This window comes from Capilliphycus salinus ALCB114379, assembly GCF_047276495.1.
Lineage (GTDB): Bacteria > Cyanobacteriota > Cyanobacteriia > Cyanobacteriales > Microcoleaceae > Capilliphycus > Capilliphycus salinus.
Map to the genome: position 1 here is coordinate 5272979 of NZ_CP178543.1, position 23307 is coordinate 5296285.

Genomic DNA, 23307 nt, shown 5'->3' on the forward strand with positions numbered 1-23307 from the left:
GCAATGGTCATACAACCCGATCCTTTGCCGATTTATTCCATAAACTTAGAAGAAATTCTAGAACGCAGACCCCTTCTGGTCGCGCCAGACACTTCGGTTTTAGAAGTTTTGGCTCAAATGAATCAGAGTGCAGAGGGCGATCGCAACATCAACCCATCAACTTCTTCTGAAACTTCTTTCGGTGCGGGGAGAACCCGTAGCTACGCTTTAGTTACCGAAAAAGATCGGTTAGTTGGTATTTTAACAGAGCGAGATCTAGTCCGGCTAACCGCTTCTAGAAAAAGCCTTTCTCAAGCCCCCGTTGCGGAGGTAATGACCCCACAAGTTCGGGTATTGTCTGAAGCGGAATACCAGGGGATTTTCACAGTTTTGTCACAATTTAAAACCCATCAAATTCGTCATCTTCCCGTTGTCAACGATCGAGATCAACTTTTAGGTGTAATCACTCAACAAAGCCTGAACCAAGCCCTCAAACCGGCCAATCTGCTAAAATTGCGCTCGGTCAGCGAGGTCATAAATTCTCAAGTCATCGATGCACCTCCCACCGCTTCCCTATTAGAAATTGTACAGTTAATGGCTCAACATCGAGTCAGTTGTATTGTCATTACTGAAACTCAAACTGTTTTCGATGTTTCCAATCCCAAACGCTTAAAAATTCCTGTTGGTATTGTAACAGAAAAAGACATCGTTCGGTTTCTGATTTTAGGCTTAAATTTGGATAGCCTACAAGCCAAAGACGTGATGAGTGCGCCGCTTTTTTGTTCAAAAATTAGCGATACTCTGTGGAACGCCCATCAACAAATGCAACAACATAAAATTTCTCAGTTAGTTGTAACCGGAGATCAAGGCGAACTTTTAGGTTTAGTAACCACTAGCTCCCTACTGCAACCCCTCAACCCGGTTGAACTTTATACGACCGTCGAAATTTTACAGCAAAAAGTCGATCAACTCGAACGAGAAAAACAAGAATTTATCAAACAAAAACAAACCGAAACCCAACTAAAAATTCGCACCCAACAACAAGAAGCGATCGCCCAACTGGGTCAACAAGCCATCAGTCAAACTGAACTCGATACTTTACTCAATCAAGCTGTTAGTCTAGTCGCCCAAACCCTAAACATTCAATACAGCGCCATTCTCGAACTTCTTCCCAACGAAACCACCTTATTACTCAGAAATGGAGTCGGGTGGCGTCGTGATTTAATCAAACAAACCCTCTCCGCGAGTCCCCAAACCATCGCAGGTTATACCCTCAGCCAAGGTGAACCCGTAATTGTTAGCGACTTACGAATAGAAACCCGCTTTCGGGGTACTTTTTTGCTTGACAATACCAATATTATCAGCGCAGTAACAGTCATTATTCCCAGAAAAGATCGCCCGTTTGGACTGTTAGGCGTTTACTCGCCCCAAGCGCGAACTTTCTCACCCGACGACATTAATTTCCTACAAGCGATCGCCAATATTATCGCCTCCACCGTCACCCGATTAGACACAGAAAAAGAATTTAATCAATTTTTTAATTTGTCTGTTGATTTATTCTGTATAGCCGGATCGGATGGCTATTTTAAACGCATCAACCCCCAATTTTCCGCCCTACTCGGTTACAGCGAAGCCGAATTATTATCTCAACCCTTATCTAACTTTGTTCACCCCGAAGATCGAGACAAAACCGAATCCGAATTAGAAATTTTAAGCGAAGGAATTCCCTCTCGAAATTTTGAAAATCGCTACCGATGTAAAGACGGTTCCTATCGTTGGTTATCGTGGACTTCAACACCGCTTGAAGAAGGCGTCGTCTATGCAGTCGCCCGTGATATTAGCGATCGCAAACAGTTTGAACAACAGCTACAAACCAGCCAAAGACGCTACGCCACCCTCACCGAAGTTTCTCCTGTGGGGATATTTCATACTAACACTCAAGGGGAATGTCTCTATGTGAATCAACGGTGGTGCGAGATCGCCGGTTTGAGTCCTTCTGAAGCAATGGGGAGCGGTTGGAGTCGAGCTATTCATCCCGAAGATCGAGAACAGGTTTCTCAACAATGGTATGAAGCCGCCCAACAAAACAAACAATTTCAGTGTGAATATCGGTTTCTGCGTTCTGATGGTACCACCGCCTGGGTTTATGGTCAAGCCACAGCAGAATACAACTCCACCGGAATTATTGTCGGTTATGTGGGGACAATTACCGATATTAGCGCACAGCAAGCTGCACTTCGTGAACGCAAACAAGCGGAACTCGCCCTACAAAATCTTAATCAACAGTTAGAAGAAAGGATAGAACGACGCACCGCCCAATTGCGACAAACCAATCACCAACTTTTACAAGAAGTTCGAGAACACCGACAAACTGAAGCCGAACTTCAACAAAGTCAGCACTTTATTCAAAGTGTGGCTGATGCTACGCCAAATATTATTTATATTTACGATATTATCGAACAACGGAATATTTATGTTAATCGGGAAATAGAGATTATTTTGGGCTATACTTGCCAACAAATTCAAGACCTGGGCGATCAACTATTTGCCACGATTATTCATCCCGAAGATTTAGGTAAATTTCCAGAACACCACCTCAAATTTGACGCCGCCAATGATAATGAAATTATCGAAATTGAGTATCGAGTTCGGGATGTAAATGGAAATTGGCATTGGTTGCTGAGTCGAGATACCCTATTTGCTCGCACCGCAGACGGAAAACCCAAACAAACCCTCGGCGCCGCATCGGATATTACCGATCGCAAACAAACAGAAGAACAATTACGTTTGAGCGAAAAAGCGATCGCCGCCAGTAGCAATGGAATTGTTTTGGCTGATGCTCGTTTGGAAGATCATCCGATTATTTTTGTTAATCCCGCTTTTGAACAAATTACCGGATATTCATCCTCAGAAATTGTCGGTAAAAACACCCGTTTTCTGCAAGGTTCGGATGGCAATCAACCCGAAATAGAACGGTTAAGAACTGCACTCAAAAATGAAGAAAGCTGTACGGTTGTTCTTCGTAATTACCGCAAAGATGGAAGTTTATTTTGGAATGAATTAAACGTTTCGCCGATTTACGATGAACGGGGAAATCTTACCCATTTTTTAGGGATTCAAAATGATGTTACCGAGTCCAAACTCGCCGAACAACAACTGCGAAAACAAGTTGAACGAGAACAACTGATTAAAACCCTAACTCAACGCATTCGAGAATCTTTGGATCTCGATGAAATTCTCAATACAACTGTTAACGAAGTTAAGCAGGTTTTAGAAACCGATCGCGCTTTAATTTATCGGATTTATCCCAACGGAACTGGAGAGGCGATCGCCGAAGCGGTGAATCCCGGTTGGACTCGCATCCTCGATCAAACCTTCCCCGAAGAAACCTTTCCCCAAGAAATTTATGACGATTATATTCGGGGTAAAGTGGGGATTATTTCTAATGTTGACACGGAGAATATTTTACCTTGTTTGGTGGATTTTGTACGGCAATTTCAAGTGAAAGCAAAAGTTGCGGTTGGGATTATTCAGCAAAATAAACTGTGGGGATTGTTGATTGTTCATCAGTGTTCGAGTCCGAGAAAATGGCTATCCAAAGACATTGATTTGCTCAAACAACTCGCCAGTCAATTGGGAATCGCCATTCAACAATCTCAACTCTACAAACAACTACAAACCGAATTACAAGAACGCCAAGAAGCAGAAGAAGCTTTATTATTGAGTCAGGAACGACTACAATATTTGTTATCTTCCAGTCCCGGTATTCTCTACAGTATTGAAGCAGAAGGAGATTATCGAACAACCTTTGTGAGCGATAATGTTTCCCAGATTTTAGGTTATAATAAAACCGAAATCCTCAAAGATGGATTCTGGTTTGAGCATCTTCATCCTGAGGATGTTTCTCGCATTTCAAGCATCGGATTAGCTTCTCTATTTCAGCAAGGATATTACAGCCACGAATACCGTTTTCTACACGGGGATGGAACTTATCACTGGATTTATGATCAGTTAAAATTAGTCCGAGATGCTGCGGGTAAACCCTTAGAAATTATTGGGTATTGGATAGATATTAGCGATCGCAAACAAGCCGAAGAACAACTCACCAAGCTTTCTGAACGCTTACAACTGGCGATCAAATCCGGAAACATTGGCATTTGGGAATTAGATCTTGTCAATAACGTTTTAACTTGGGATGAGCGAATGTACGAACTCTACGGAATTCAAGCCTCAGATTTCGAGAATGTTTATGAAGGCTGGAAACAAAGAGTACATCCCGACGATCAAGAGCAAGCTAATTTTGCAATTCAACAAGCCTTGCGAGGCGAAAAAGAATATGATATTGAATTTCGAGTTGTGCATCCTGACGGTATCATTCACTATATTAAAGCCGATGCTCTCGTCGAACGAAATTCAGCAGGTGAACCCCTGAAAATGACCGGAATTAACTACGATATTACCAATCAAAAACAAGCCGAAATGGAGTTGCGCGAACTCACGAATGCGATGCAAAATGCAGTAGAGGGAATCTCTCGACTCGATCCCCAAGGTCGTTATATTACCGTTAACCGTGCTTACGCTCATCTTTGCGGTTATGAACCCGAAGAATTGGTCGGTGTAGAATGGCAAAATACCGTTCATCCCGATGAAATTGAACGTTTAAATAAAGCCTATCAACAAATGTTAAAAACCGGAAAAGTAGAAGTCGAAACCCGGGGAGTTCGGAAAGATGGTTCCTATTTTGACAAGCAAGTGACAATGATCAGCGCCTACGATGAGCGAGGAGAATTTAACGGTCATCATTGCTTTATGAAAGATATTAGCGATCGACAAGCAGCGCTTCGCGAACGCAAACAAGCAGAAATTCAGCTAAAAGCCACAAACGAACAATTACAAGCGGTTCTCGATGCGGTTCCGGGGTTTGTTTCTTGGGTAAATTCCGAACTGCGGTATTTGGGAGTTAACCGTCAACTCGCCAGAGCGATGAAGTTATCCCCAGAAGCTTTTATCGGTCAAAAAATTGGCTTTTTAGATTCTTATTCGTCGGCGTTTAGTCAGTTTTTTGTAGAGTTTTTTAGAGATTTTAATAGTCGGACTCGTCAGCGGACTTTAGAAGTTACCGTCGGGAATGAACAGCGATTTTATTTACTCGTTGCTCAAAAATATAATCGAGATCAAGCGGCGATTTTGGTCGGGATTGATATTACCGAACGCAAAAAGATTGAAGAACAACTTCTCGCCACAACTTCTCGTCTCAGCACCTTAATTGAAAACTTGCAATTTGGAGTTTTGGTCGAAGATGAAAATCAACAGATTGTTTTGGCAAATAAAACCTTTTGTGATTTATTAGAAATCCCGGTCGATCCGAAAACGATAGCCGGACATAATTTTGAAGACTTGAAGGAAAATTATCAATGTTTGTTTCCCGAAGAACATCAGTTTATCCAACGATACCAAGAGATTATTAATCAAGAGAAAATCGTCACCAATGAAGAACTAAAAGCCGCAGACGGACGAACCTTTGAACGGGATTATGTTCCCATCAAAATCGAACAGCAATATCAGGGACATCTGTGGATGTATCGGGATATTAGCGAACGCAAACAAGACGAAATCGAGTTAAAAAACTCTCTGAGAGAAAAAGAAGTCTTGCTCAAAGAAATTCATCACCGGGTCAAAAATAATCTATTTGTAGTCGCCAATTTGTTAGAGTTTCAATCCGATTACTTTGACGACCCTCAACTCATTCAAGCCTTAGAAGACAGCAAAAACAGGGTATTTTCAATGGCGTTAATCCATGAAAAACTTTATAAATCAACAAATTTATACCGCATAAATTTTGGAGAATACTTAGAACAACTCATCGATCATCTGCTAGAATCTTATAGTGGGATTGATGAACGGGTAGAGTTTGTAGCGGAAATCGATCCAATTTTCTTAAACATTGAAACCGCTCATCCCTGCGGGTTAATTGTTAACGAGTTAATCTCGAACGTCTTTAAACACGCTTTTCCCGAGGGAATGACGGGTCAGGTTTGGTTACAACTCCATCAAAATTCTCAAGGCTTAGTGAGTCTGACTGTTAAAGATAATGGAATTGGTTTTCCTGAGGATATTGACTTTCATAATGTTGATTCTCTCGGAATGGAATTGATTTGTACTTTAACCACTCAGTTAGAAGGAAATATCGAACTTATTCGCGGAAATGGAACCACATTTAACTTGACCTTCTCAGAATTGCAATATCGACAACGATATTAATTTATCTATTTAATTCGGAAAATATCAGTCAGAAATTGTAGATTAATCTTGAAGTCTATTAAAAACAGTACAATGACACCTGAAAAAAATTCTCAACAACGCTCACTCAAGACCATTATCTTTCATTTTCTCATCGGAGCATTCGTTGGTTTGTTTCCCCTGTGGCTTCCGTTTTCCTACGGGGGACTCTCGGGAAACTTAGCCGCGTGGAGTCAAACTCAAATTAGTCTTTCTATTATTTTACCCTTAACCGTTGGGCTAATTTCGGCAATTTTTGGAGAACGTTGTTTAAACTTACTGGCGAAAATGTTAGACCAATTACCAATCCTATAAATAATACTTGATAAATAATAATTGTAGCGTGGGCAATGCCCACCCTACTCTAAAAAATCCGTCTAGTCGGGTAGGGTTAAAATATCTACACCAGAATCAGTTACCGCCACAGTATGTTCAAACTGAGCAGAAAGTTTACCATCGATTGTAATTGCAGTCCAACCATCTTCGAGAACTTTCGCTTCCCAAGTCCCTTCATTAATCATCGGTTCAATGGTAAAAACCATCCCCTGACGCAATTTTTTTCCCTTTCCTCGGGTGCCATAATGGGGAATTTGCGGCGCCGTGTGAAACGTCGTATTCACCCCGTGACCCACAAAATCTCGCACCACAGAAAAACCGTGAGATTCTGCATACTCCTGAATGGCGGCGCCGATATCGCCCACTTTCGCACCGGGTTTAACCGCTTGAATTCCCCGCATCATCGACTCGTAGGTGACTTCTACTAATTTTTTCGCCACAGGAGAAGGCGTACCGACGAAAAATGTTTTGGAAGTATCGCCGTGATAACCATCTACAATAGGAGTCACATCAATGTTAATAATATCTCCGTCTTGAAGAATTTGTTTGGCGTCGGGAATACCATGACAAATCACATGATTGATACTCGTACAAATCGATTTGGGAAAGCCGTGATATCCTAGAGGAGCGCTGCGAGCGCCGTGAGCTTGCGTCCAGCGTTCGGCTTCATCGTTGATTTCTAGGGTACTGACTCCCGGTTTAACCATTGGTTCGAGATGATTCAACAGTTGAGCCGCTAAACGTCCGGCTTGACGCATTTTTTCAATTTCACGACTCGACAACAGAACAATTGTTTCGCTTCCCATTTGTGCTAAATTAATGAAAAATTTGTCTCGTTACATTTTCAGCCTACTCCTCTACGGTATCATAACGACATGATTGGGGAGATTTTACCGACAATTATAGCTTTAATGTCGCGATCGCCAAACATCCCCATCCGGCGATGAACGCCACACCCCCAAGCGGTGTAATCGCACCGAGCCACTTAATCCCCGTTAAGCTTAAAGCATACAGACTCCCCGAAAAAATCGCCACCCCGATCATAAATGCGATTCCCGCAATGATGATTAACGGTTGAGGAGATTGAGAATTTCTCAGTAACACTCCGAGTAATAATAAAGCCAGGGCATGATACATTTGATAACGAGCGCCCGTCTCGAAGATTTCTATCGCCCGTTCGCTGACTTTTCCACTCAAAGCATGAGCGCCAAAAGCACCCGCCATCACCGATAAACCGCCTAAAATTGCTGCAATTGTTAAAAAGATTCTATCCATGAGATTTCCTGTTATTGAGTTTAGCTACAATTTAACCTAAGTCTGTTAATAAATCGCTCAAATCTGAATAATCATAGGGAGGACGTTTCCGAATTGCTAAAATAACAATCTGTTGAAACTCATCATCTATCGCATATATAATCCGCCAGGAGTCAACACGAATTCGTCTGGGTTCCCAACTGTCCTCGGTTTCAAAGTCAAGCTGAATGCTATTATATGGACGAGGATCTTGGGCGAGAGCATCAATAATATTTTTAATGCGTTGACGAATGACACCAGGTAATTTTTTTCCATGATTATGAGCAGATTCAGATAGCTGAATCTGATACATTACTTAATCTTTATCCCATTGGGATTTCACCGATTCCCAATCCAGCCATCCCGCTTTTTGGGGGTTTCCTCCTGCTTCTTTTAGCTGGCGCATCGCTTCTTTAAAAATCGCTTCATCTTCTCGATCTTCAATCCAATTCAGCAATGTTTCCCAGTCGGAAATACTTAATTGTGCGGCTGTTTTCTGACCTTTAGCATCAACAACAAACCGAACTGATTTCAAAACATTGATTATTGATTCTACAGTCATAACTCAATGATGATTTTAAATCCTTACCTTTTAATATACAATAGTTTTGCTAAAACGGGGTCGGCAATTACGGAAAAAGAGTTCCCGGTTTGAGCCAGTTAAAGAGTTCTCCCAATTTTAAGTTAAAATCTGACATAAATTCGGGAGTCGGAAGCAGTTGTTCGGGCGCTTGTAAAACCATCGGTTGTTGACCAATCGGATAAACAAATACAGACTTTTCTGCCGGATCAATTAACCAACCCATCTGACAACCGGCATCCAAACAATGTAAAATATTACTGATAACTTTAGTTTGGTTTGGGTCGGGAGAAAGAATTTCAATCGTCCAGTCCGGATGAGTTGGAAAAATATTGGCAATATCACCATTTTCGTCTAAAGGAATTCGATTCCAAGTAAACACCGCCACATCAGGAACAATAGAACGTCCGCCAAAAGTACATCGTAATTCTGGAAAAGCCCAAGCAATACGTTGAGGCTTTACAACTCCGTTAATGACTGTTACCAGTTCTCCTTGAATTGCGCTATGTTTTACTTGAGGCATGGGTTTTTGAATAATTTTACCGTTAATATATTCGCTGGCGGGTTTGGTTTCGGGAAGGTTTAAAAACTGTTCTAGGGTTAAAGTTTTAGTCCGAGTTTGTATCATTGTTTTCTCCAAAAATACAATCAAATAAATTCAAAAAATAAATTAATCTAATAATCTAAAGGGAAATGATAAACGGTTTCACCCCCGGGGTTTTCTTCTCGAACCGCATTAAGTTCTAGGGCTTTATTTTCAATAAAATTCTCCGCATCCTGGGGAGAGAGTTGAGTAAATTGTGCGAAGTGACTCGCCGTGATCGTGCCGCGATTTTGTAGAATTAAATGAAAGAAGATAGAATGAATCCTGCGGGAGCGATTCTCTATCTTCTGACGAGATTGATAATATCCATTCCACAACAACCAACCCCCCATTCCTAAAGCGGGTAAACCCAACGTTAACCCGGCAATTGTGACGCTGATTTTGCTATCTTCCGAAGCATCCGGGTTGATCAATTCCGTCGCGATCGCCAGCAAAAAAAACAGCCCCATAGGAATTAACAAACTTGCAGCGATCAGCTTAATCAACTGCATGGCTTTACCCTCGAATCATTTAAAAACACCGATGACAGATGAGTTTGTGTGCTTGTTCTAAGATGATATCCGACTAATCAATCATCCGCTTTGTAGGGGCGGGTTCCACCGCAATCTTTACTACTACTGGGAGATTGAGATCAACCCGCCCCGCCCCATAACAATATTAATTAAGCGGATATCATATCAGATGGTGGTTGGTGGTAAATTCGTTATATTTTAAGAGCGAACTGCTTCTAACAACCGAGAGAAATAAAAGCGAGTGCTAGTCATTTCCTTTCGGGCTATTGTGAAGCCATTCTGTTGAAAGATTTTAACAATATCCGCTTCTCGATGTAGGTAGGCGCGAGTTGTTTTACTGGGTCCGGGGAAAAACTCACCAATTCTTTTGAGAAGGGTATAAGCCAAGGTTTTGGGTGCGAAACTCAAAATTAAGCGAGATTCGGCCATAGATGCCAAATGAGCAATCATATCCGCCATTTTATCATCGGGATAGTGAATCAACACATCCAGACAAATCACGGTATGATAGCGACCCTCCAAAGCTTCTAGATCCTGAGTGCTAAACTGAACATTACCAGCGCGATCGCCCAAAACAGCCTTAGCCCGTTCTTTGGCCTCGGAGACCATTTTCTCAGAGATATCGCTAGCGTTGACAATCGCACCCGCCTCGGCCAGAGGAATACTCAAACTCCCCACACCACACCCCGCATCGCAAATGGACAAACCCGAAAGATTACCATCTGCTTTTAGCCAGTCTAACACGCGATCGATAGTTTGTTGATGTCCGTTACGGATATCAAGTTGAACCTTGTTCACTTCCCCGTCGCCGTAGATGCGTCTCCAGCGATCAAAGCCTGTAGAGTTAAAATATTCCCGAACAACGGTTTTATCGTCTGCAACGCTCATAAATTTGGTTTGCTGTTAATTGAAGTCCAACAGTTTACCCTAACATTATCCGTTACAATGAGACCAAATTTTCAGCCAATACCACCGACCTTGATTTTGCCAATTTGGGCGGGGATGGGGTTGGCTTACGCAAGCGCTAAACTCCGAGTTGTAGGATTGAATCGGATTCCTTTGGTTTCCCCCGGACTCTCTCCCCTTGCCCTTTTTCCACAGACTCAATCTATCAATTCTTCTTGAAATCGTCAAAACTTTTCCAACACAAGTGTCATCATCACTCCGGATTTGTATAATAGAAACCAACCTCTGATCTACCTAGATTTATCTGAGTTAGTGGCTTTCATTTTCCAGATTTATTTTCCCTCTTGATGCCATTGCATCTACCCGAGCTTCACCATGAAAAATACTCGCTTTTCTGAAAAAACAGAAACAACTATTCGACAAATCTTTAAACCGCTTCCCGCTTTTTTATCGGGAATGATACTCGGCTCTATTTTTACCGTTTATGGAACTTTAACCCACGTTAATTTGTTCAATTATTTGGACTCAAACAATCAAAATGTTATCAATTTTTACGGCGAACTTTTTGGCTTCTCTAACGGCTACATTCAGCAGAAAAAAAAATTTCGCGGTTACATAGACGCCCTTGAGATGACCGTCAACCCCGAAACGCTCAACTTGTACGCCCTGCCCAACTCGTTCTGTGAAAATGCCATTCAAGAAGGAGATAAAATAAGAGTTTTGGTTGCCTCCGATCCGGCTCAAAAAAATACCTTTGAAAGCGTTCAAGAACAAATCGACAAAATCATTAAAGATGGAGTCGGTACCCTAGAAATTATCAATATCAATCAAGAACCCGCCGCCATCGATATCAACCTATTAACCGCCGAAAAAACCTGCATCCGAAAACCTCAAGAAATTCAACAATTAGAGAAACTGCTACAAGAAAGAAAATGGAAAGAAGCCGATCTCAAAACCTACGAAGTCATGCTGAAAGTCAGCAATCGAAAAGCCGAAGGCGACCTCGATCGCGAATCCATTGAAAACTTCCCCTGTTCCGACTTACAAGCCATCGATCAACTGTGGAGAAGATATTCCGGGGAACAATTTGGTTTGAGTATTCAAAAACAAATTTATCAAGAAACCGGAAATATTTTAACAGAAGAACATCTGCGAAAATACGATCCCGATGCCTACATTCATTTTAACGATTTAGTGCGATGGATCGAAACCGGAGACGATGGAAAAGAAATTTGGAAACCCTACGATCAACTCACCTTTTCTCTAGATGCACCCCTCGGTCATCTTCCCCGCTTAGAAAAACTAGAAACCGGAATGGAAAAAGAATTAACTTACCAATTCATCTCCCCCAATTCCTTACCCCTGACCTCTCAAGAAATCCAAGCCCGAAACTTGCTATTTTCTCGCCTAGAAGCTTGTCAACTCTAACATCTCAGTAGCCCAGAATCTCAAACCCCGTTACAATCACAGGAGAAACAATCCATTGTCAACACCTTTTGAAAACCGAAAATGAATCTCAAACGAACCTCTGAAAACGATCCCATTACCGTAGATTTCCTTCCCCCAGAGCAAGTTTCCTATCCCGGTCAAATCGGCTTAACTTTTGCACCCGGAAAAAAACATCAAGGAATGCACTTTATGTGGGATCGGAATTTGGAGCAAGATCTCGATCGCCTCAGAAACCATTATCATACAGATATTTTAGTTTCTTTGATCGAACCGCACGAATTTGAAGCCGTACAAATTCCCGATCTAATTTCCCAAGCCCAAGCCAGGGGAATGCTTTCGATTTGGTTCCCCATCAAAGATATGAGCGTTCCCTCTTCCACAGAGGAATTAATACTTTTAGTCCAGCAAATTCTGCTCAAGGCCCAACAGAATCAAACCGTTGTTATCCATTGTATGGGCGGTTTAGGACGGACCGGCTTGGTCGCCGCTTGCTGTTTGGTGGCCTTGGATTATTCCCCCCAAGAGGCCATTAAAATCGTTCGCCAAACCCGCGAATACACCATAGAAACCCAACAACAAGAAAATTATATCACCGAGTTCGCCCGAGCTTGGGAAACTCACCTGCCCATTTTGTCTCGAAATTTTCGCAATTAACTGAACTGGGCAAAGGTTAATCTTTTGATTGTAACAAAAGTAGCGGAAAATTTTCAGCGCCGAAGACCTGTCAAAGCCGCAAGTCCTTAATATCCAAACTTTTAAGGAAACTTTCAGATTCACTGGCGATCCCTTTTAAACGGACCGAGTAAAAATGTTAACATTAGAACATTTCCAATTTACTCAAACTCTAGCTACACTAAAAAACAGGAGTATGACATCGAGAACAAGTAAAATCCTACTCAGATGATTCTGTAAAGATCCACGATAAAGATTGTCTATATTCCCGACCAGCCAGGAAACGATATGAAAGGTGGACCAGTCAAGGGTATATCAAAGCGAGGGAACTCATGGAATAGAAACTCAATCGACTTGAGCCATCATCAAAACCGAGGAACAGTTGCAAATCCCCAATGCCATATCCCCGTAGATGCTCGGCTCATCCGAGTTTCGAGCGACCATTTACCCCCGACCCAGTTCACCCTTAATTACCTGTTAACTCCAACGGCTCAATACTCGAGCCAGACGGAGATTATCTCTAAATTTCGATTTTTATGGGGTTTATACCCCCAATGTGTTGCATTTTTATCCCCGTGTAGGGAATCAAGCCAGAGGAAGACTAGATGAACGACTACGCAAAAAGCTTTTCTTCAATTTGCCATCGCCTTCTCAGTGGGGCCATCCGCAGTAAAACCAAACGCTTAATGGTCATCGCCGCCATTTCTACCCTCGCAGTTCCGGGTATCAGTAGCGCCGTCCATGCAAGCTTACAAAACAGTCCGAAAGCCATCATTGATGAGGCGTGGCAAATCGTCTATCGAGAGTATGTCGATCCCAGCTTCAACCGCAAAAACTGGAAAGCCATTCGCCAAGAACTCCTCAGCAAAGAATACTCATCCCGTGAAGAAGCTTATCGCGCCTTACGTCAAGCCCTAGAACAGCTAAACGATCCCTACACCCGCTTCATGGACCCGAAACAGTACGAGCGGTTAACCAACCAAACCGCAGGGGAACTGTCCGGTGTGGGAATGCAGCTTTCACTCGACGAAGAAACCCAAACCATCGTTGTCGTCTCCCCGATTAAAAATTCTCCCGCTCGCGAAGCCGGAATTCAAGCCGGAGATAAAATTTTAGAAATAGATGGCATCTCCACAAAAGGAATGAGCGTTGATCAAGCCGCCGAAAAAATCCGGGGTAACGTCGGAACTCAAGTTCAACTGCGAATAGAACGCCCCGGACAACCGGAATTTGATGTCACCCTCACCCGCGCTCGCATCGAACTCGAAGCCGTTTACCATCGCCTCAATACCGAAGGAGAACGCAAAGTCGGATACATTCAACTCCGCGAGTTCAACTCCCACGCCGCAGAACAAATGAAAGAGGCGATGGAAGAATTGGTCGATCAAAAAGCAGAAGCTTTCGTCCTTGACCTGCGCGGAAACCCCGGAGGCTTGCTCCGCAGCAGTATTGAAATTGCTCGGATGTGGATGAATGATGGCGTTATTGTCAGCACCGTCGATCGCGATGGCTCCACCCAAGAAATACGGGCCAACCGCACCGCCATCACCACTTTACCCACCGTCGTCTTAGTCGATGGAAACTCCGCCAGCGCCAGCGAAATTCTCGCCGGTGCCATGAAAGACAATCATCGGGCGGTGATTATGGGCGATCAAACCTTCGGGAAAGCATTAGTTCAATCGGTGTTTTCTTTATCGGATGGTTCCGGTTTGGCCGTTACCATTGCCCATTACTACACCCCCAACGGTACCGATATTAGCAAAAAAGGAGTCACCCCCGACGTCAAACTCCAACTGAGCGAAGATCAGAAAAAACAACTCGCAGGCGATCCCAAATTAATCGGCACTCGCCAAGATCCTTACTATTCTCAGGCGATTACCATTTTAGAAACAGAAGCCGCTTCGCGACCTTTAGCGGTTAGCGAAACTCACAAGCGTTAAGAGAAGCAATTGGGGGCGGGTTTGAGAGTTGAAATTTGCCCCCAGTCTGTTGTCTATCCCCAGAGGAATTGTCACATCGGAAAATAGCAGGTAATCTTGATGGTGATGTTGTGTGGATTCAAGTGTTATTATGTCACACTCAATACCTCCGAATTCATCACCCCAAGGTTCATCCCGAAATAATGACGAATGGATTGCCGTTTTAGTGGCTCTTGTGGCGCTGGGCGGTATTTTCTTTTGGATCTTGGGTAAAGATGCCAAACCCGATAAGCAAAAGTTTGCTACCCCTCCTGTTGTTCCGGTTCCTGAAAGGACCGCTTCCGATGACTTAAATTTATCCCGGGTTTTAGAAGACTCTTTCGCCCGCTATCGGGGTCAAGAAGTTGGCGAGCGAGTTGCTATTCCTCGCACCTCTAACCGAAATTTGTTTCAAGTTTTCTCTGCTGACGATCGCACCATCGCTGATTCTGACTCCAGAGGTGTTGATCGACCTTTGGCTTTTACTCCCTTCTTCTTTGCACCTCCAGACACCGCCGGGTCTGCGGAAAATGTGGGTTCACCCGTAACCATAGCACCCGTTCCGACTCTCGATCCGACTGAAACTGAACCGGAGACTGAAACAACTCCTCAACAAGCCGCTCAAAGCGAGACTGAAGAAACTCCTCAGCCTCAACCCCAAGCCGCTCAAAGCGAGACTGAAGAAACTCCTCAGCCTCAACCCCAAGCCGCTCAAAGCGAGACTGAAACAACGGTAGTACCCATCATTCCGCCTCAAGAGCCAACGGCTACTGAACCGGAAACCCAAGCCAGTCCTCAACCCCAACAACAAGCCGCTCAAAGCGAGACACAAACTCCAGAGGCACCAGTACCATTGGTGCTTGCTGATGTACCGGAAGACTTCTGGGCCAGAGACTTTATTGAGTATACGACTCAAAACGATATTATTGTCCCCTACGCTAACGGTACATTTAAGCCCACTCAACCGATCACACGGGCTGAATTTGCCGCTTTAGTCGAAAATGCCTTTATTCCGGAACAAAGTAAATCCGGTCAACCCAGTTATAAAGATGTAGATCAAAGCTACTGGGGCCGAACAGGCGATCGTTGATGTCACCAAAACCGGTTTTATGACTGGTTATCCCGGCGAGGTGTTTAATCCGAATTTAACGGTGCCTCGGGTTCAAGTTTTGGTGGCTTTGGCGAGCGGGTTGGATCTCAAACTCCCGAAAAATCCTGAACAAGTATTACAACAAACTTATCAGGATGCGGAGCAAATTCCCCAGTGGGCGGTTGAAAAAGTCGCCGCCGCTACCCAAGCGGGACTGGTAGTTAATTATCCCGAAACCAGTACCCTCAACCCCAATCAACCCGCAACTCGGGCGGAAGTCTCGGCGCTCATTTATCAGGCTTTGGTTGAGTCTGACAAAGCCGAACCGATTTCTTCCGAGTATATTGTCAAACCGCAGAAATAAACAATTTTGCAACTTGAAAGGGTTGATTTTAATGCTTACAATTTTCCCGGGATGAACGTTTTTTAACGAAATCGCCTGGGAGTTTTTTTGACTCGATTCCATGAACTTCTCTATGCACGCTCGATCCCGATTGAAATTTTTAAACCTATTTTTGACTTTACTTTTGAGTTTACATCCTCTGGGTCAATCTCTGCGATCGCAACAAATAGATCCCCTTCTCATTCCTAAACCGCCCAAACCTTGTTTTTGGGAAACCGAAACCTTACCTTCTCCTCCCCTGTCTCAAACCGAACTCAGTATTCCCAATTTATGGTTAGCACAGGAACTTTATGGCTATTCGACATTGGAACCGGAGATTGTTGAGGAAATTCAAGAGGAAACCGATATTCAACTTTATGTTGAACAACCCCCAGAAACCCGCCAACCCTATGAACTTCTAGAAACTTGGTATGTTGAACCGAAAATTACCCAACTTCTACCGGATTTGTACGTGAATAATTTGGTGACAATTGTGGTGAATCGGATTAACTGGAATCGGGAAAAATATCTCGGACAATATGTTTTTTTGACTCGATTTGGTTCGGTTACTCGCAGTTATGGTTATAATTTACGAGTCTGTAATCGTTTGGGCGATTTGCTGGCTTACTATGTTTGTAATTTTGAAGAAAGTCCGTTAAATTGTGACGTGCAAATTCGCTCGGAAGGATTCCGAATTCGAGATTTTCGCAATTTTAACCCCGAATAACCCCGCCTTGCTAGTCCACAAGCAACTTTTTTCGAGATGTGCATAAGCTCCGATGGCTTGGAAATAGGTTTGATTGAACGACAAACATTTTTCTTTGTGAGCATCGGAGAAAAGAGCTATGAAACTGCATCTTACCACCGGACTGGCTGTATTATTAACTCTCGTCACTACCAACCCGGGCGAAGCCAAAGTTCTTAAAAATCTCAACAATGGTAACTCTTATCCGACCGGGGTTGAGACTTTAATCACTCCCAAAGTTCAAACCTCTCAAGGCGACGATACCGAAGCTAAACTGTTACTTGAGATGGGTTTACAGCAGTTGAAAAGTCAACAGTGGGAACAGGCGATCGCCACCCTAGAAAAAGCTTTAACCAAATTTCGTCAAGTCAACAACCGTCTCGGGGAAGCGGGAACGCTCGCTTTGATCGGTTCAGTTTATCACGAACAAAAAGATTATACTAAAGCGCTCGAATTTTATCAACAAAGTTTAACCCTAGTCCGACAACTTAGCAATCCCAGCTTGGAAGGGATGTTATTGCGGGCGATGGCGGGTGCAAATCATGCTTCAGGAAACATAAAAGAAGCGATTAATTATTATCAACAAGCTTTATCTTGGTTAAAACAATCGGATTTATCCGCTCCGGAAAGACAGAAACTTGAAGCTTTGGTAGGATACAGTTTGGGCGTGGCTTATCATCAAGATGGCAATTATCAAAAAGCCGTCGAATATCTAGAGCCAAGCACACAACAACTCGAACAATTGGGCGATCGCGCAAATCAAGGGATTGCTCTGAGTTATTGGGGTAAAGCCTTACTCGGATTAAACCAATACAACCAAGCCCTCGATCGCCTACAACAAAGTTTACCGCTACTTCAACAGGCCGGCAACACCTTACAACAAGCCGAGAGTTGGTTGAGTATGGGTGCAATTTATTTGATCCAGAAAAACTCCCAAGACTCATTAGAAGCTTATCAAGAAGCGGGTCGTCTGTATGGTCAAGTCAATAGTCGTCTCGGAGAGGGAATGGCGCTTGAAGGGAGCGGTTTGGCTTACTATCAGCTTGAACAATATTCTCAAGCCATACAATCTTATCAAGAAGCCGCTTCTATTTTTGTCCAACAGAAACTTCCAGACCGTCAAGGACGGGTTCTCTATCGTGCCGCCAGGATTTATGGTAAACTTGACCAAACCCAAGATGCGATCGAAACTTATCAACAGGCGTTAGAAGTTTTCCAAAAAGCGGGCGATCGCTTCGGAGCGGGGATCACACTTTATGAGTTGGGAGCAATTTACAGCAAATTGGGACAGTCTCAAACCGCTTTGGAGTCTTATCAGCAAGCACTGGCTTTATTTGAACAACTGGGCGATCGCTCTCGTCAAGCCGGAATTCACTATAGCATGGGGTTAGTCTACAGTCGCAGCAGTCAACCCCAAAAAGCAATAGATTCCTATCAACAAGCGTTATCGATTTTTGAGGAGTTGGGGAACAACCAAGCCGTCAGCGACATCCGCAAGCAAATAAAAGAAATAGATTGAGGTATTTTACACCGAACCCGTCTTTTTGGGGCGGCTTGGTGGGTAAATTGAGTACAGAGACTACAAAACCCGGTTTCTCTAAAGTTACCGGGTTTTTGCTACCCCGAGACCCGAGACCCTGATTAAACAAACTGCATAAGCTGACCGGTTCGATACATATGTCAGAGTAGATAACCACTATTCCCCGAATTGTCTTTCAGCTATGGAAACGCAAGCCACCCGGATAGAAAAATTGATTCTCAGTGCGTTAGTTGCTCTTGTGACAGCCACAGTTTCGACTCAAGTGGAAATTCAAACCCTAGCTGAGACAACGCTTGCGAGCTTATATCCGGGGATTTTAGCGAATCAATAAACCGTTTTCAAGTCTCGAAATTTTTCCGGATCTCCTCTAATTGAACCTTGTTGACTTCTTGGTAATCACGATGAAATCTATCTCCTCCCTACAATCTCGGTTAAAATCTCTGCATCAAACGGGCGTTCAACAGTTGAATGAACAACAATTAATTCCGGCTCTTAATACATTTCAACAGATGTTGGCGATCGCCGAAGAAACTGAAAGTTTAGAGTATCATGTAGAAGCGTTGCATCAAATCGGGATGATCCACTATTCTCTCAAGCATTATAGTTGGTCAATTAACTGTTTAAAACAAATTCTTCAGCTTGCTCCTAGCGATGCAAAATCCTTAAGAGTAGCCACAGTTTGCAATGATATTGCTCGGGTTTATTGTTCGGCAAAGCAATATTCTCAAGCCCTGCGTTATGCGGCTCAAGCGCTCGAAGTTTTTCTGAAACTGTCTAATATAAATGGAATCGGCATCACGTTAAATTATTTGGGAGAAATCTACAATCATCTGGGAATGTTTGAGCAATCCCTGCAATGCTGTCGGAAAGCGTTGACCATTTTTCAAGATACTAATGATACCATTCAAGAAGAAAACTTGAAAAATAGTATCCACGAAGCGGCCGCTCTCCACAATTTGGGATTAGCCGAATATCATCTAGATAGACCCCGCCAAGCTTTGGCTTTCCTCAATCAAGCTCTAAGCATTCGTCAAAAACTGTGTTCGTCTCCCAACAAAAAACGCGAAAGAAAATGTTCTAACACCGATGTAAAAGCCCGTTCAGAAATGGCGAAAACTTTGGGTCAAATCGGAATCGTTTACTTCGGCTTAAAAGAATATAGAACGGCGATTGAATACTATAAAAAAGCCGCCCAAATCTACCAACAGAACAACCAGCTTGAAGAACAAGCGAAACTCTTGAACTATATCGGAATCGCCTGCTATAAAAAAGCCGATATTTCTCAAGCGTTGTGGTATCATCTTAAAGCCCTAGAACTGTTTGAAAAAATCTCGAATTCCAAGTCTAAAGAAAACTATTTACCTCATATCCTTTCTGTCTATCAAAGATTCCAACTTTCCGATCAAGGCGTAAAATTGTATCAGCGAGTCCAGGAACTCTTTGAGATGATGGAAACCGAGGTTAGCTAAAATGAAAGATTGCAGGCAGTTTACAGTCACCCTTCGGGTGACTGTAAAAGACTGGTGACTGTAAAGGTTTTGTGTGAGATTCCGGATAAAGATGAATTCAACCGTTTCTAAATTTAATTTAAAAGTTCAACAAGTCGAACAAGTCTGTCTGTTTGAATTATCTTGGGGTCAAGGACAACACCTAGAAGTCAAAATCCCCTATCTGGAAACACTGACAAAATTTTATCAAGAGTGGCAAGACACCTATTTAAACTTCTACAAACGCCCTTTGCGAGGACGAGTCGTCAAAAAAGGTCAACTCTCGGTGCCAGTCGATTGGCACGCTAAACTGGTAGAAGCCGAAGCCAAACTCCTGGCAGAATTTCATCGCTGGTTGCGACACGAAGAACTCTTTGAGATCCGCGCAAGCATCGCCAAAGCCGCCTCAGATCATCTGCGAGTTGAACTCAGCTTATCCGTCACCCCCCTAGAATTATCCCGCCTACCTTGGGAAGCTTGGGAAATAGGCACCGAATTCGCCGCATCGGGAAAAATTCGCATCCTTCGCACAATCTATGCTCGCTCCAAAAGAATTTTACCGGCCCCCCGCCAACGAAAAGCCAGAGTTTTAGCAATTTTGGGCGATGATACCGGATTAGACTTTCAAGTGGATAAACAAGCGGTAAAATCCCTCTCTTCTATTGCCGAAATCGTCTTTGTAGGTTGGCAACCGGGACAAAGTTCAACCCAATTAAAAACTCAAATTGCAGAAGCGATCAAAGACGCACGCGGTTGGGACGTCCTATTTTTTGCCGGTCACAGCAACGAAACCAGCCTAACCGGAGGGGAACTCGGCATTGCACCGAATATTTCCCTGTCTTTGCGTGAGATCGAACAACCCTTAACCCTGGCGATACAACGGGGGCTACAATTTGCTTTATTCAACTCCTGTAAGGGTTTAAGTTTAGCCAATACATTGATCGGTTTGGGCTTGAGTCAAGTCGCCGTGATGCGCGAACCGGTTCACAATCGAGTTGCTCAAGAATTTTTGCTACAATTTCTCCGCAGTCTGGCCGAATACAAGGACGCACACGATGCGATGCTGGCGGCCTGTCAGTTTCTCAAACTGGAAAAACAAATAACCTATCCATCAGCCTATTTAATCCCCTCTTTATTCCGTCACCCAGAAGCGCCCGTTTTTCGTCTTGAACCCTACGGGTGGAAACAAAAACTCAAACGTTGGTTGCCCACCAAAACAGAAGCGATCGCCGTTGGGGTCCTGTGCGGGTTAAGCTGGCAACTGTCGGTGCAGGAATTATTACTCGACCAACGCCTGTGGGTGCAGTCGGTTTACCGTCAAATGACCCTTCAGACTCCCACCCATTCGCCCCCGGTGTTGATGGTTTCCATTGACGAAGAATCGATTAAACGGGCCAGAATCTCCGCTCCCCGGCCGATGAATCGCCGCTATTTAGCCCAAATTATCGACCAACTCGCCCTGTTAGATTCTCCGGTTGTCGGTGTGGATTATTTGCTTGATCGCCATCAACCCGAAAATGACCCGATTTTAGCCAATTCCGTTCGCCAAGCTGTAGAAAAGCGAGGAACTTGGTTTATATTTGCCACGAAAAGCCGTTCTGTAGGCGGTTGGTTTGAAGTTTTACCGGAAATTGCCGATCCCAACTGGAGTTTTAACGGCGATCTGCGGGTTTTGGGTTATCCCCCCCACTATATGAGTCTGGTTCCTTTACCCGAGGAGAATTCCCAACAGCGTTTACCTTTGTCTTATCTACTCGCCTTGGGATATTGGGTTCATTATGAATCTACACCAAATGAATCTACACCAAGTGCGACGACGATACCTAAACCCCAACTCGACGCTTCGAGCCAATTATTATCTCAGGTGAGGGCTTATTTACTCGAAACTACCACAAAAGACTACGGAAAGCTTTTTTCCCCCAAGGCGGTATTACACCCCCTAACCAATTGGGCTTATTTATTGCGTCAATGGTGGTTACAGCCGATTATTGATTTTTCTATTCCTCCCGAACAAGTTTATCAAACTATTCCGGCTTGGCAACTCCTCGAACAACCCTCCGAGATTGACTCGCTGATTGACTTAGATCAATATGTCATTTTGATCGCCCCCGGTGGATACGGTGAAGCGGGTGTGGAGACGGAGGGGGAGGATAATTATCCCGTACCGAGCGCTCTTGCTTATTGGCGATCTCAACAAAATCCTCCCGATTTACGTCCGATTTTACCAGGAGGTGAAGTTCATGCCTACATGGTACATCATTGGTTGAATCGCCGACTGGTCACGCCGATTCCCGATTTGTGGATGCTGGCGATCGCGGCTTTGTTGGGAAAGGGTACCGTGTTGGCTGTGGGGCAGATTTCCCGCAAGCAGTGGAAAAAAATTCTAGCAATGATTGCTGTTAGCGGGATCTATGGCGGAGCCAGTTTACAACTTTATATCACGGGAGGGATACTATTTCCTTGGTTTTTACCAACTTTAACTTTTTGGACGTATATTGTTGTGGCTTTCGTGGAGAGGAAATCTTATGGCTAAATTTTATCGGATGTTGTTAACGCTGGCTTTGACTGTATTTTTGGGTGGGGAAGCGGTGACGGGTACGGTTATATCCCGTCGGGTTGTCGAAGGTTTGAGTGAGAAAAGCCTGTTTTTGTCTCAAAATAATTTACCCCCAGAGTCGAGTGATGGCGGATCGCGTTATGCGGATACTTATGCCGATACTTCTTGGAGAGAGTCGTTTTTTAACAATCAACCTCCCGAGTCGGGTGATGGCGGATCGCGAGGGGGGCCACTGTGTCCTTTGACTCCGATGGATAATGCAACGGGAATTGAAGTTTTTAGCGATCGCCCCACGTTGATTTGGCGGGGAAATTTAGCCCGAGTTGAACTTTATCCCCATAATAATGATGAGTTGCTCTGGAGTCAGGATATCTCAGAAGGCTCGCGACAGGTTCAGTATACAGGAGTTCCGCTCAAACCGGGTCAGACTTATGATTTAATGTTGTTTGAAACGGTTTCCGATACGTTCCCTTTGCCTGCGATGCAGGTGACGTTTACGGTGATGGAAGCTGACAAGCGCCAACAAGTGAGTCGGGTGTTGGAAGAACTGAATACTGAACTTGAACAAAATGGCGCTTCTGAAGAAATGATCGCCCTGATTCGTTTTAATTATTTAGCAGAAAATCGGTTATGGTCTGATGCTTTGACTGAGGCTTTTTCGGTTCAAAATCCTTCGGCAGAATTGCAAGAACTTCGCGAAGAAACGATTCCTCAAAAGTTTTGTAACCCTAATCGTCCAAGTAGTGGTATAATGCCTCCGAGTTAAATCTGAAGGTGTTTTCATCGGTCTCAAAAGATGGCTATTCTTTGCCTCGCTTAACTCATATGATATCCGGTTGATTAATGTCTGTTCTGGGGCGGGGCGGGTTTAAACAGTGAACGAGTACCGTGCAGTGAACAGTTATAGCAGGCAAAACTTACCCACTGATAACTGAAAA

At 43.7% G+C, this 23307-nt stretch carries 20 protein-coding genes; 13 read left to right on the forward strand and 7 right to left on the reverse strand.

The genetic code is table 11. The features are described 5' to 3' along the window. Positions 1-3 precede the first annotated feature (3 nt). Both ACL6C3_RS21390 and ACL6C3_RS21395 read left to right on the forward strand, forming a co-directional pair. Positions 4-6240, forward strand: a complete 6237-nt coding sequence (locus tag ACL6C3_RS21390) for a PAS domain S-box protein (protein WP_413161064.1) — start codon at positions 4-6, stop codon at positions 6238-6240. 72 nt (positions 6241-6312) lie between these two features. Continuing rightward, positions 6313-6573, forward strand: a complete 261-nt coding sequence (locus tag ACL6C3_RS21395; protein WP_413161065.1) for a hypothetical protein — start codon at positions 6313-6315, stop codon at positions 6571-6573. 62 nt (positions 6574-6635) lie between these two features. Here the strand turns inward: ACL6C3_RS21395 and map are convergent, their stop codons facing one another. From map to bchM, 7 genes are all read right to left on the reverse strand, one after another. Then, the gene (map, locus tag ACL6C3_RS21400) at positions 6636-7400 is read right to left on the reverse strand and encodes a type I methionyl aminopeptidase (protein WP_413161066.1); all 765 of its coding nucleotides are present in this window, start codon (positions 7398-7400) and stop codon (positions 6636-6638) included. A gap of 94 nt (positions 7401-7494) precedes the next feature. Then, positions 7495-7869: a DUF423 domain-containing protein gene (locus ACL6C3_RS21405; RefSeq protein WP_413161067.1), complete on the reverse strand. Its 375-nt coding sequence runs from the start codon at positions 7867-7869 to the stop codon at positions 7495-7497. 31 nt (positions 7870-7900) lie between these two features. Then, positions 7901-8200, reverse strand: coding sequence for a type II toxin-antitoxin system RelE family toxin (locus ACL6C3_RS21410; protein WP_413161068.1), 300 nt, complete (start codon positions 8198-8200; stop codon positions 7901-7903). A gap of 3 nt (positions 8201-8203) precedes the next feature. Further along, positions 8204-8449: a hypothetical protein gene (locus tag ACL6C3_RS21415; protein ID WP_413161069.1), complete on the reverse strand. Its 246-nt coding sequence runs from the start codon at positions 8447-8449 to the stop codon at positions 8204-8206. A gap of 67 nt (positions 8450-8516) precedes the next feature. After that, a complete protein-coding gene (locus ACL6C3_RS21420; protein ID WP_413161070.1) occupies positions 8517-9095 on the reverse strand; it encodes a Uma2 family endonuclease in 579 nt (192 codons plus the stop codon). A 47-nt stretch (positions 9096-9142) separates the two neighbouring features. Then, positions 9143-9562: a hypothetical protein gene (locus ACL6C3_RS21425; protein ID WP_413161071.1), complete on the reverse strand. Its 420-nt coding sequence runs from the start codon at positions 9560-9562 to the stop codon at positions 9143-9145. 219 nt (positions 9563-9781) lie between these two features. Continuing rightward, positions 9782-10471 carry a magnesium protoporphyrin IX methyltransferase gene (bchM, locus tag ACL6C3_RS21430; RefSeq protein ID WP_413161072.1) on the reverse strand — a complete coding sequence of 230 codons (690 nt, stop codon included), beginning with the start codon at positions 10469-10471 and terminating at the stop codon, positions 9782-9784. A gap of 393 nt (positions 10472-10864) precedes the next feature. On the opposite strand from bchM, the gene ACL6C3_RS21435 reads away from it, so the two are divergent. The 11 genes from ACL6C3_RS21435 to ACL6C3_RS21485 all read left to right on the forward strand — a co-directional run bounded on the left by ACL6C3_RS21435 (position 10865) and on the right by ACL6C3_RS21485 (position 23135). After that, positions 10865-11917: a GUN4 domain-containing protein gene (locus tag ACL6C3_RS21435; protein WP_413161073.1), complete on the forward strand. Its 1053-nt coding sequence runs from the start codon at positions 10865-10867 to the stop codon at positions 11915-11917. Between the two features lie 81 nt (positions 11918-11998). Further along, complete coding sequence (locus tag ACL6C3_RS21440; RefSeq protein WP_413161074.1) at positions 11999-12592, forward strand: cyclin-dependent kinase inhibitor 3 family protein; 594 nt, start codon at positions 11999-12001, stop codon at positions 12590-12592. A gap of 623 nt (positions 12593-13215) precedes the next feature. Next, positions 13216-14550: a carboxyl-terminal processing protease CtpB gene (ctpB, locus tag ACL6C3_RS21445; RefSeq protein ID WP_413161075.1), complete on the forward strand. Its 1335-nt coding sequence runs from the start codon at positions 13216-13218 to the stop codon at positions 14548-14550. A 130-nt stretch (positions 14551-14680) separates the two neighbouring features. Then, a complete protein-coding gene (locus ACL6C3_RS21450; RefSeq protein ID WP_413161076.1) occupies positions 14681-15658 on the forward strand; it encodes an S-layer homology domain-containing protein in 978 nt (325 codons plus the stop codon). A 19-nt stretch (positions 15659-15677) separates the two neighbouring features. Next, positions 15678-16022: an S-layer homology domain-containing protein gene (locus tag ACL6C3_RS21455; RefSeq protein WP_413161077.1), complete on the forward strand. Its 345-nt coding sequence runs from the start codon at positions 15678-15680 to the stop codon at positions 16020-16022. Between the two features lie 151 nt (positions 16023-16173). Next, the gene (locus ACL6C3_RS21460) at positions 16174-16767 is read left to right on the forward strand and encodes a hypothetical protein (protein ID WP_413161078.1); all 594 of its coding nucleotides are present in this window, start codon (positions 16174-16176) and stop codon (positions 16765-16767) included. A gap of 118 nt (positions 16768-16885) precedes the next feature. Then, complete coding sequence (locus ACL6C3_RS21465) at positions 16886-18304, forward strand: tetratricopeptide repeat protein (protein WP_413161079.1); 1419 nt, start codon at positions 16886-16888, stop codon at positions 18302-18304. 202 nt (positions 18305-18506) lie between these two features. Then, on the forward strand, positions 18507-18656 hold the full coding sequence (locus ACL6C3_RS21470; protein ID WP_413161080.1) for a hypothetical protein: 150 nt from the start codon (positions 18507-18509) through the stop codon (positions 18654-18656). A gap of 70 nt (positions 18657-18726) precedes the next feature. Next, on the forward strand, positions 18727-19794 hold the full coding sequence (locus ACL6C3_RS21475; protein ID WP_413161081.1) for a tetratricopeptide repeat protein: 1068 nt from the start codon (positions 18727-18729) through the stop codon (positions 19792-19794). Positions 19795-19885: 91 nt separating this feature from the next. Beyond that, entirely contained in the window at positions 19886-22345 is a 2460-nt protein-coding gene (locus ACL6C3_RS21480; RefSeq protein ID WP_413161082.1) for a CHASE2 domain-containing protein, read from the forward strand. After that, entirely contained in the window at positions 22338-23135 is a 798-nt protein-coding gene (locus ACL6C3_RS21485; protein ID WP_413161083.1) for a hypothetical protein, read from the forward strand. Before ACL6C3_RS21480 ends, ACL6C3_RS21485 begins: the two co-directional genes overlap by 8 nt. Positions 23136-23307 lie beyond the last annotated feature (172 nt).

Coding starts and splice junctions, on each gene's coding strand:
- ACL6C3_RS21435 (WP_413161073.1), top strand. CDS start 10,865: ATGAAAAATACTCGCTTTTCTGAAAAAACAGAAACAACTATTCGACAA.
- ACL6C3_RS21450 (WP_413161076.1), top strand. CDS start 14,681: ATGTCACACTCAATACCTCCGAATTCATCACCCCAAGGTTCATCCCGA.
- ACL6C3_RS21475 (WP_413161081.1), top strand. CDS start 18,727: ATGAAATCTATCTCCTCCCTACAATCTCGGTTAAAATCTCTGCATCAA.
- ACL6C3_RS21395 (WP_413161065.1), top strand. CDS start 6,313: ATGACACCTGAAAAAAATTCTCAACAACGCTCACTCAAGACCATTATC.
- ACL6C3_RS21390 (WP_413161064.1), top strand. CDS start 4: ATGGTCATACAACCCGATCCTTTGCCGATTTATTCCATAAACTTAGAA.
- ACL6C3_RS21470 (WP_413161080.1), top strand. CDS start 18,507: ATGGAAACGCAAGCCACCCGGATAGAAAAATTGATTCTCAGTGCGTTA.
- ACL6C3_RS21410 (WP_413161068.1), bottom strand. CDS start 8,200: ATGTATCAGATTCAGCTATCTGAATCTGCTCATAATCATGGAAAAAAA.
- ctpB (WP_413161075.1), top strand. CDS start 13,216: ATGAACGACTACGCAAAAAGCTTTTCTTCAATTTGCCATCGCCTTCTC.
- ACL6C3_RS21465 (WP_413161079.1), top strand. CDS start 16,886: ATGAAACTGCATCTTACCACCGGACTGGCTGTATTATTAACTCTCGTC.
- ACL6C3_RS21405 (WP_413161067.1), bottom strand. CDS start 7,869: ATGGATAGAATCTTTTTAACAATTGCAGCAATTTTAGGCGGTTTATCG.
- bchM (WP_413161072.1), bottom strand. CDS start 10,471: ATGAGCGTTGCAGACGATAAAACCGTTGTTCGGGAATATTTTAACTCT.
- ACL6C3_RS21440 (WP_413161074.1), top strand. CDS start 11,999: ATGAATCTCAAACGAACCTCTGAAAACGATCCCATTACCGTAGATTTC.
- ACL6C3_RS21425 (WP_413161071.1), bottom strand. CDS start 9,562: ATGCAGTTGATTAAGCTGATCGCTGCAAGTTTGTTAATTCCTATGGGG.
- ACL6C3_RS21480 (WP_413161082.1), top strand. CDS start 19,886: ATGAATTCAACCGTTTCTAAATTTAATTTAAAAGTTCAACAAGTCGAA.
- ACL6C3_RS21415 (WP_413161069.1), bottom strand. CDS start 8,449: ATGACTGTAGAATCAATAATCAATGTTTTGAAATCAGTTCGGTTTGTT.
- ACL6C3_RS21455 (WP_413161077.1), top strand. CDS start 15,678: ATGACTGGTTATCCCGGCGAGGTGTTTAATCCGAATTTAACGGTGCCT.
- map (WP_413161066.1), bottom strand. CDS start 7,400: ATGGGAAGCGAAACAATTGTTCTGTTGTCGAGTCGTGAAATTGAAAAA.
- ACL6C3_RS21485 (WP_413161083.1), top strand. CDS start 22,338: ATGGCTAAATTTTATCGGATGTTGTTAACGCTGGCTTTGACTGTATTT.
- ACL6C3_RS21420 (WP_413161070.1), bottom strand. CDS start 9,095: ATGATACAAACTCGGACTAAAACTTTAACCCTAGAACAGTTTTTAAAC.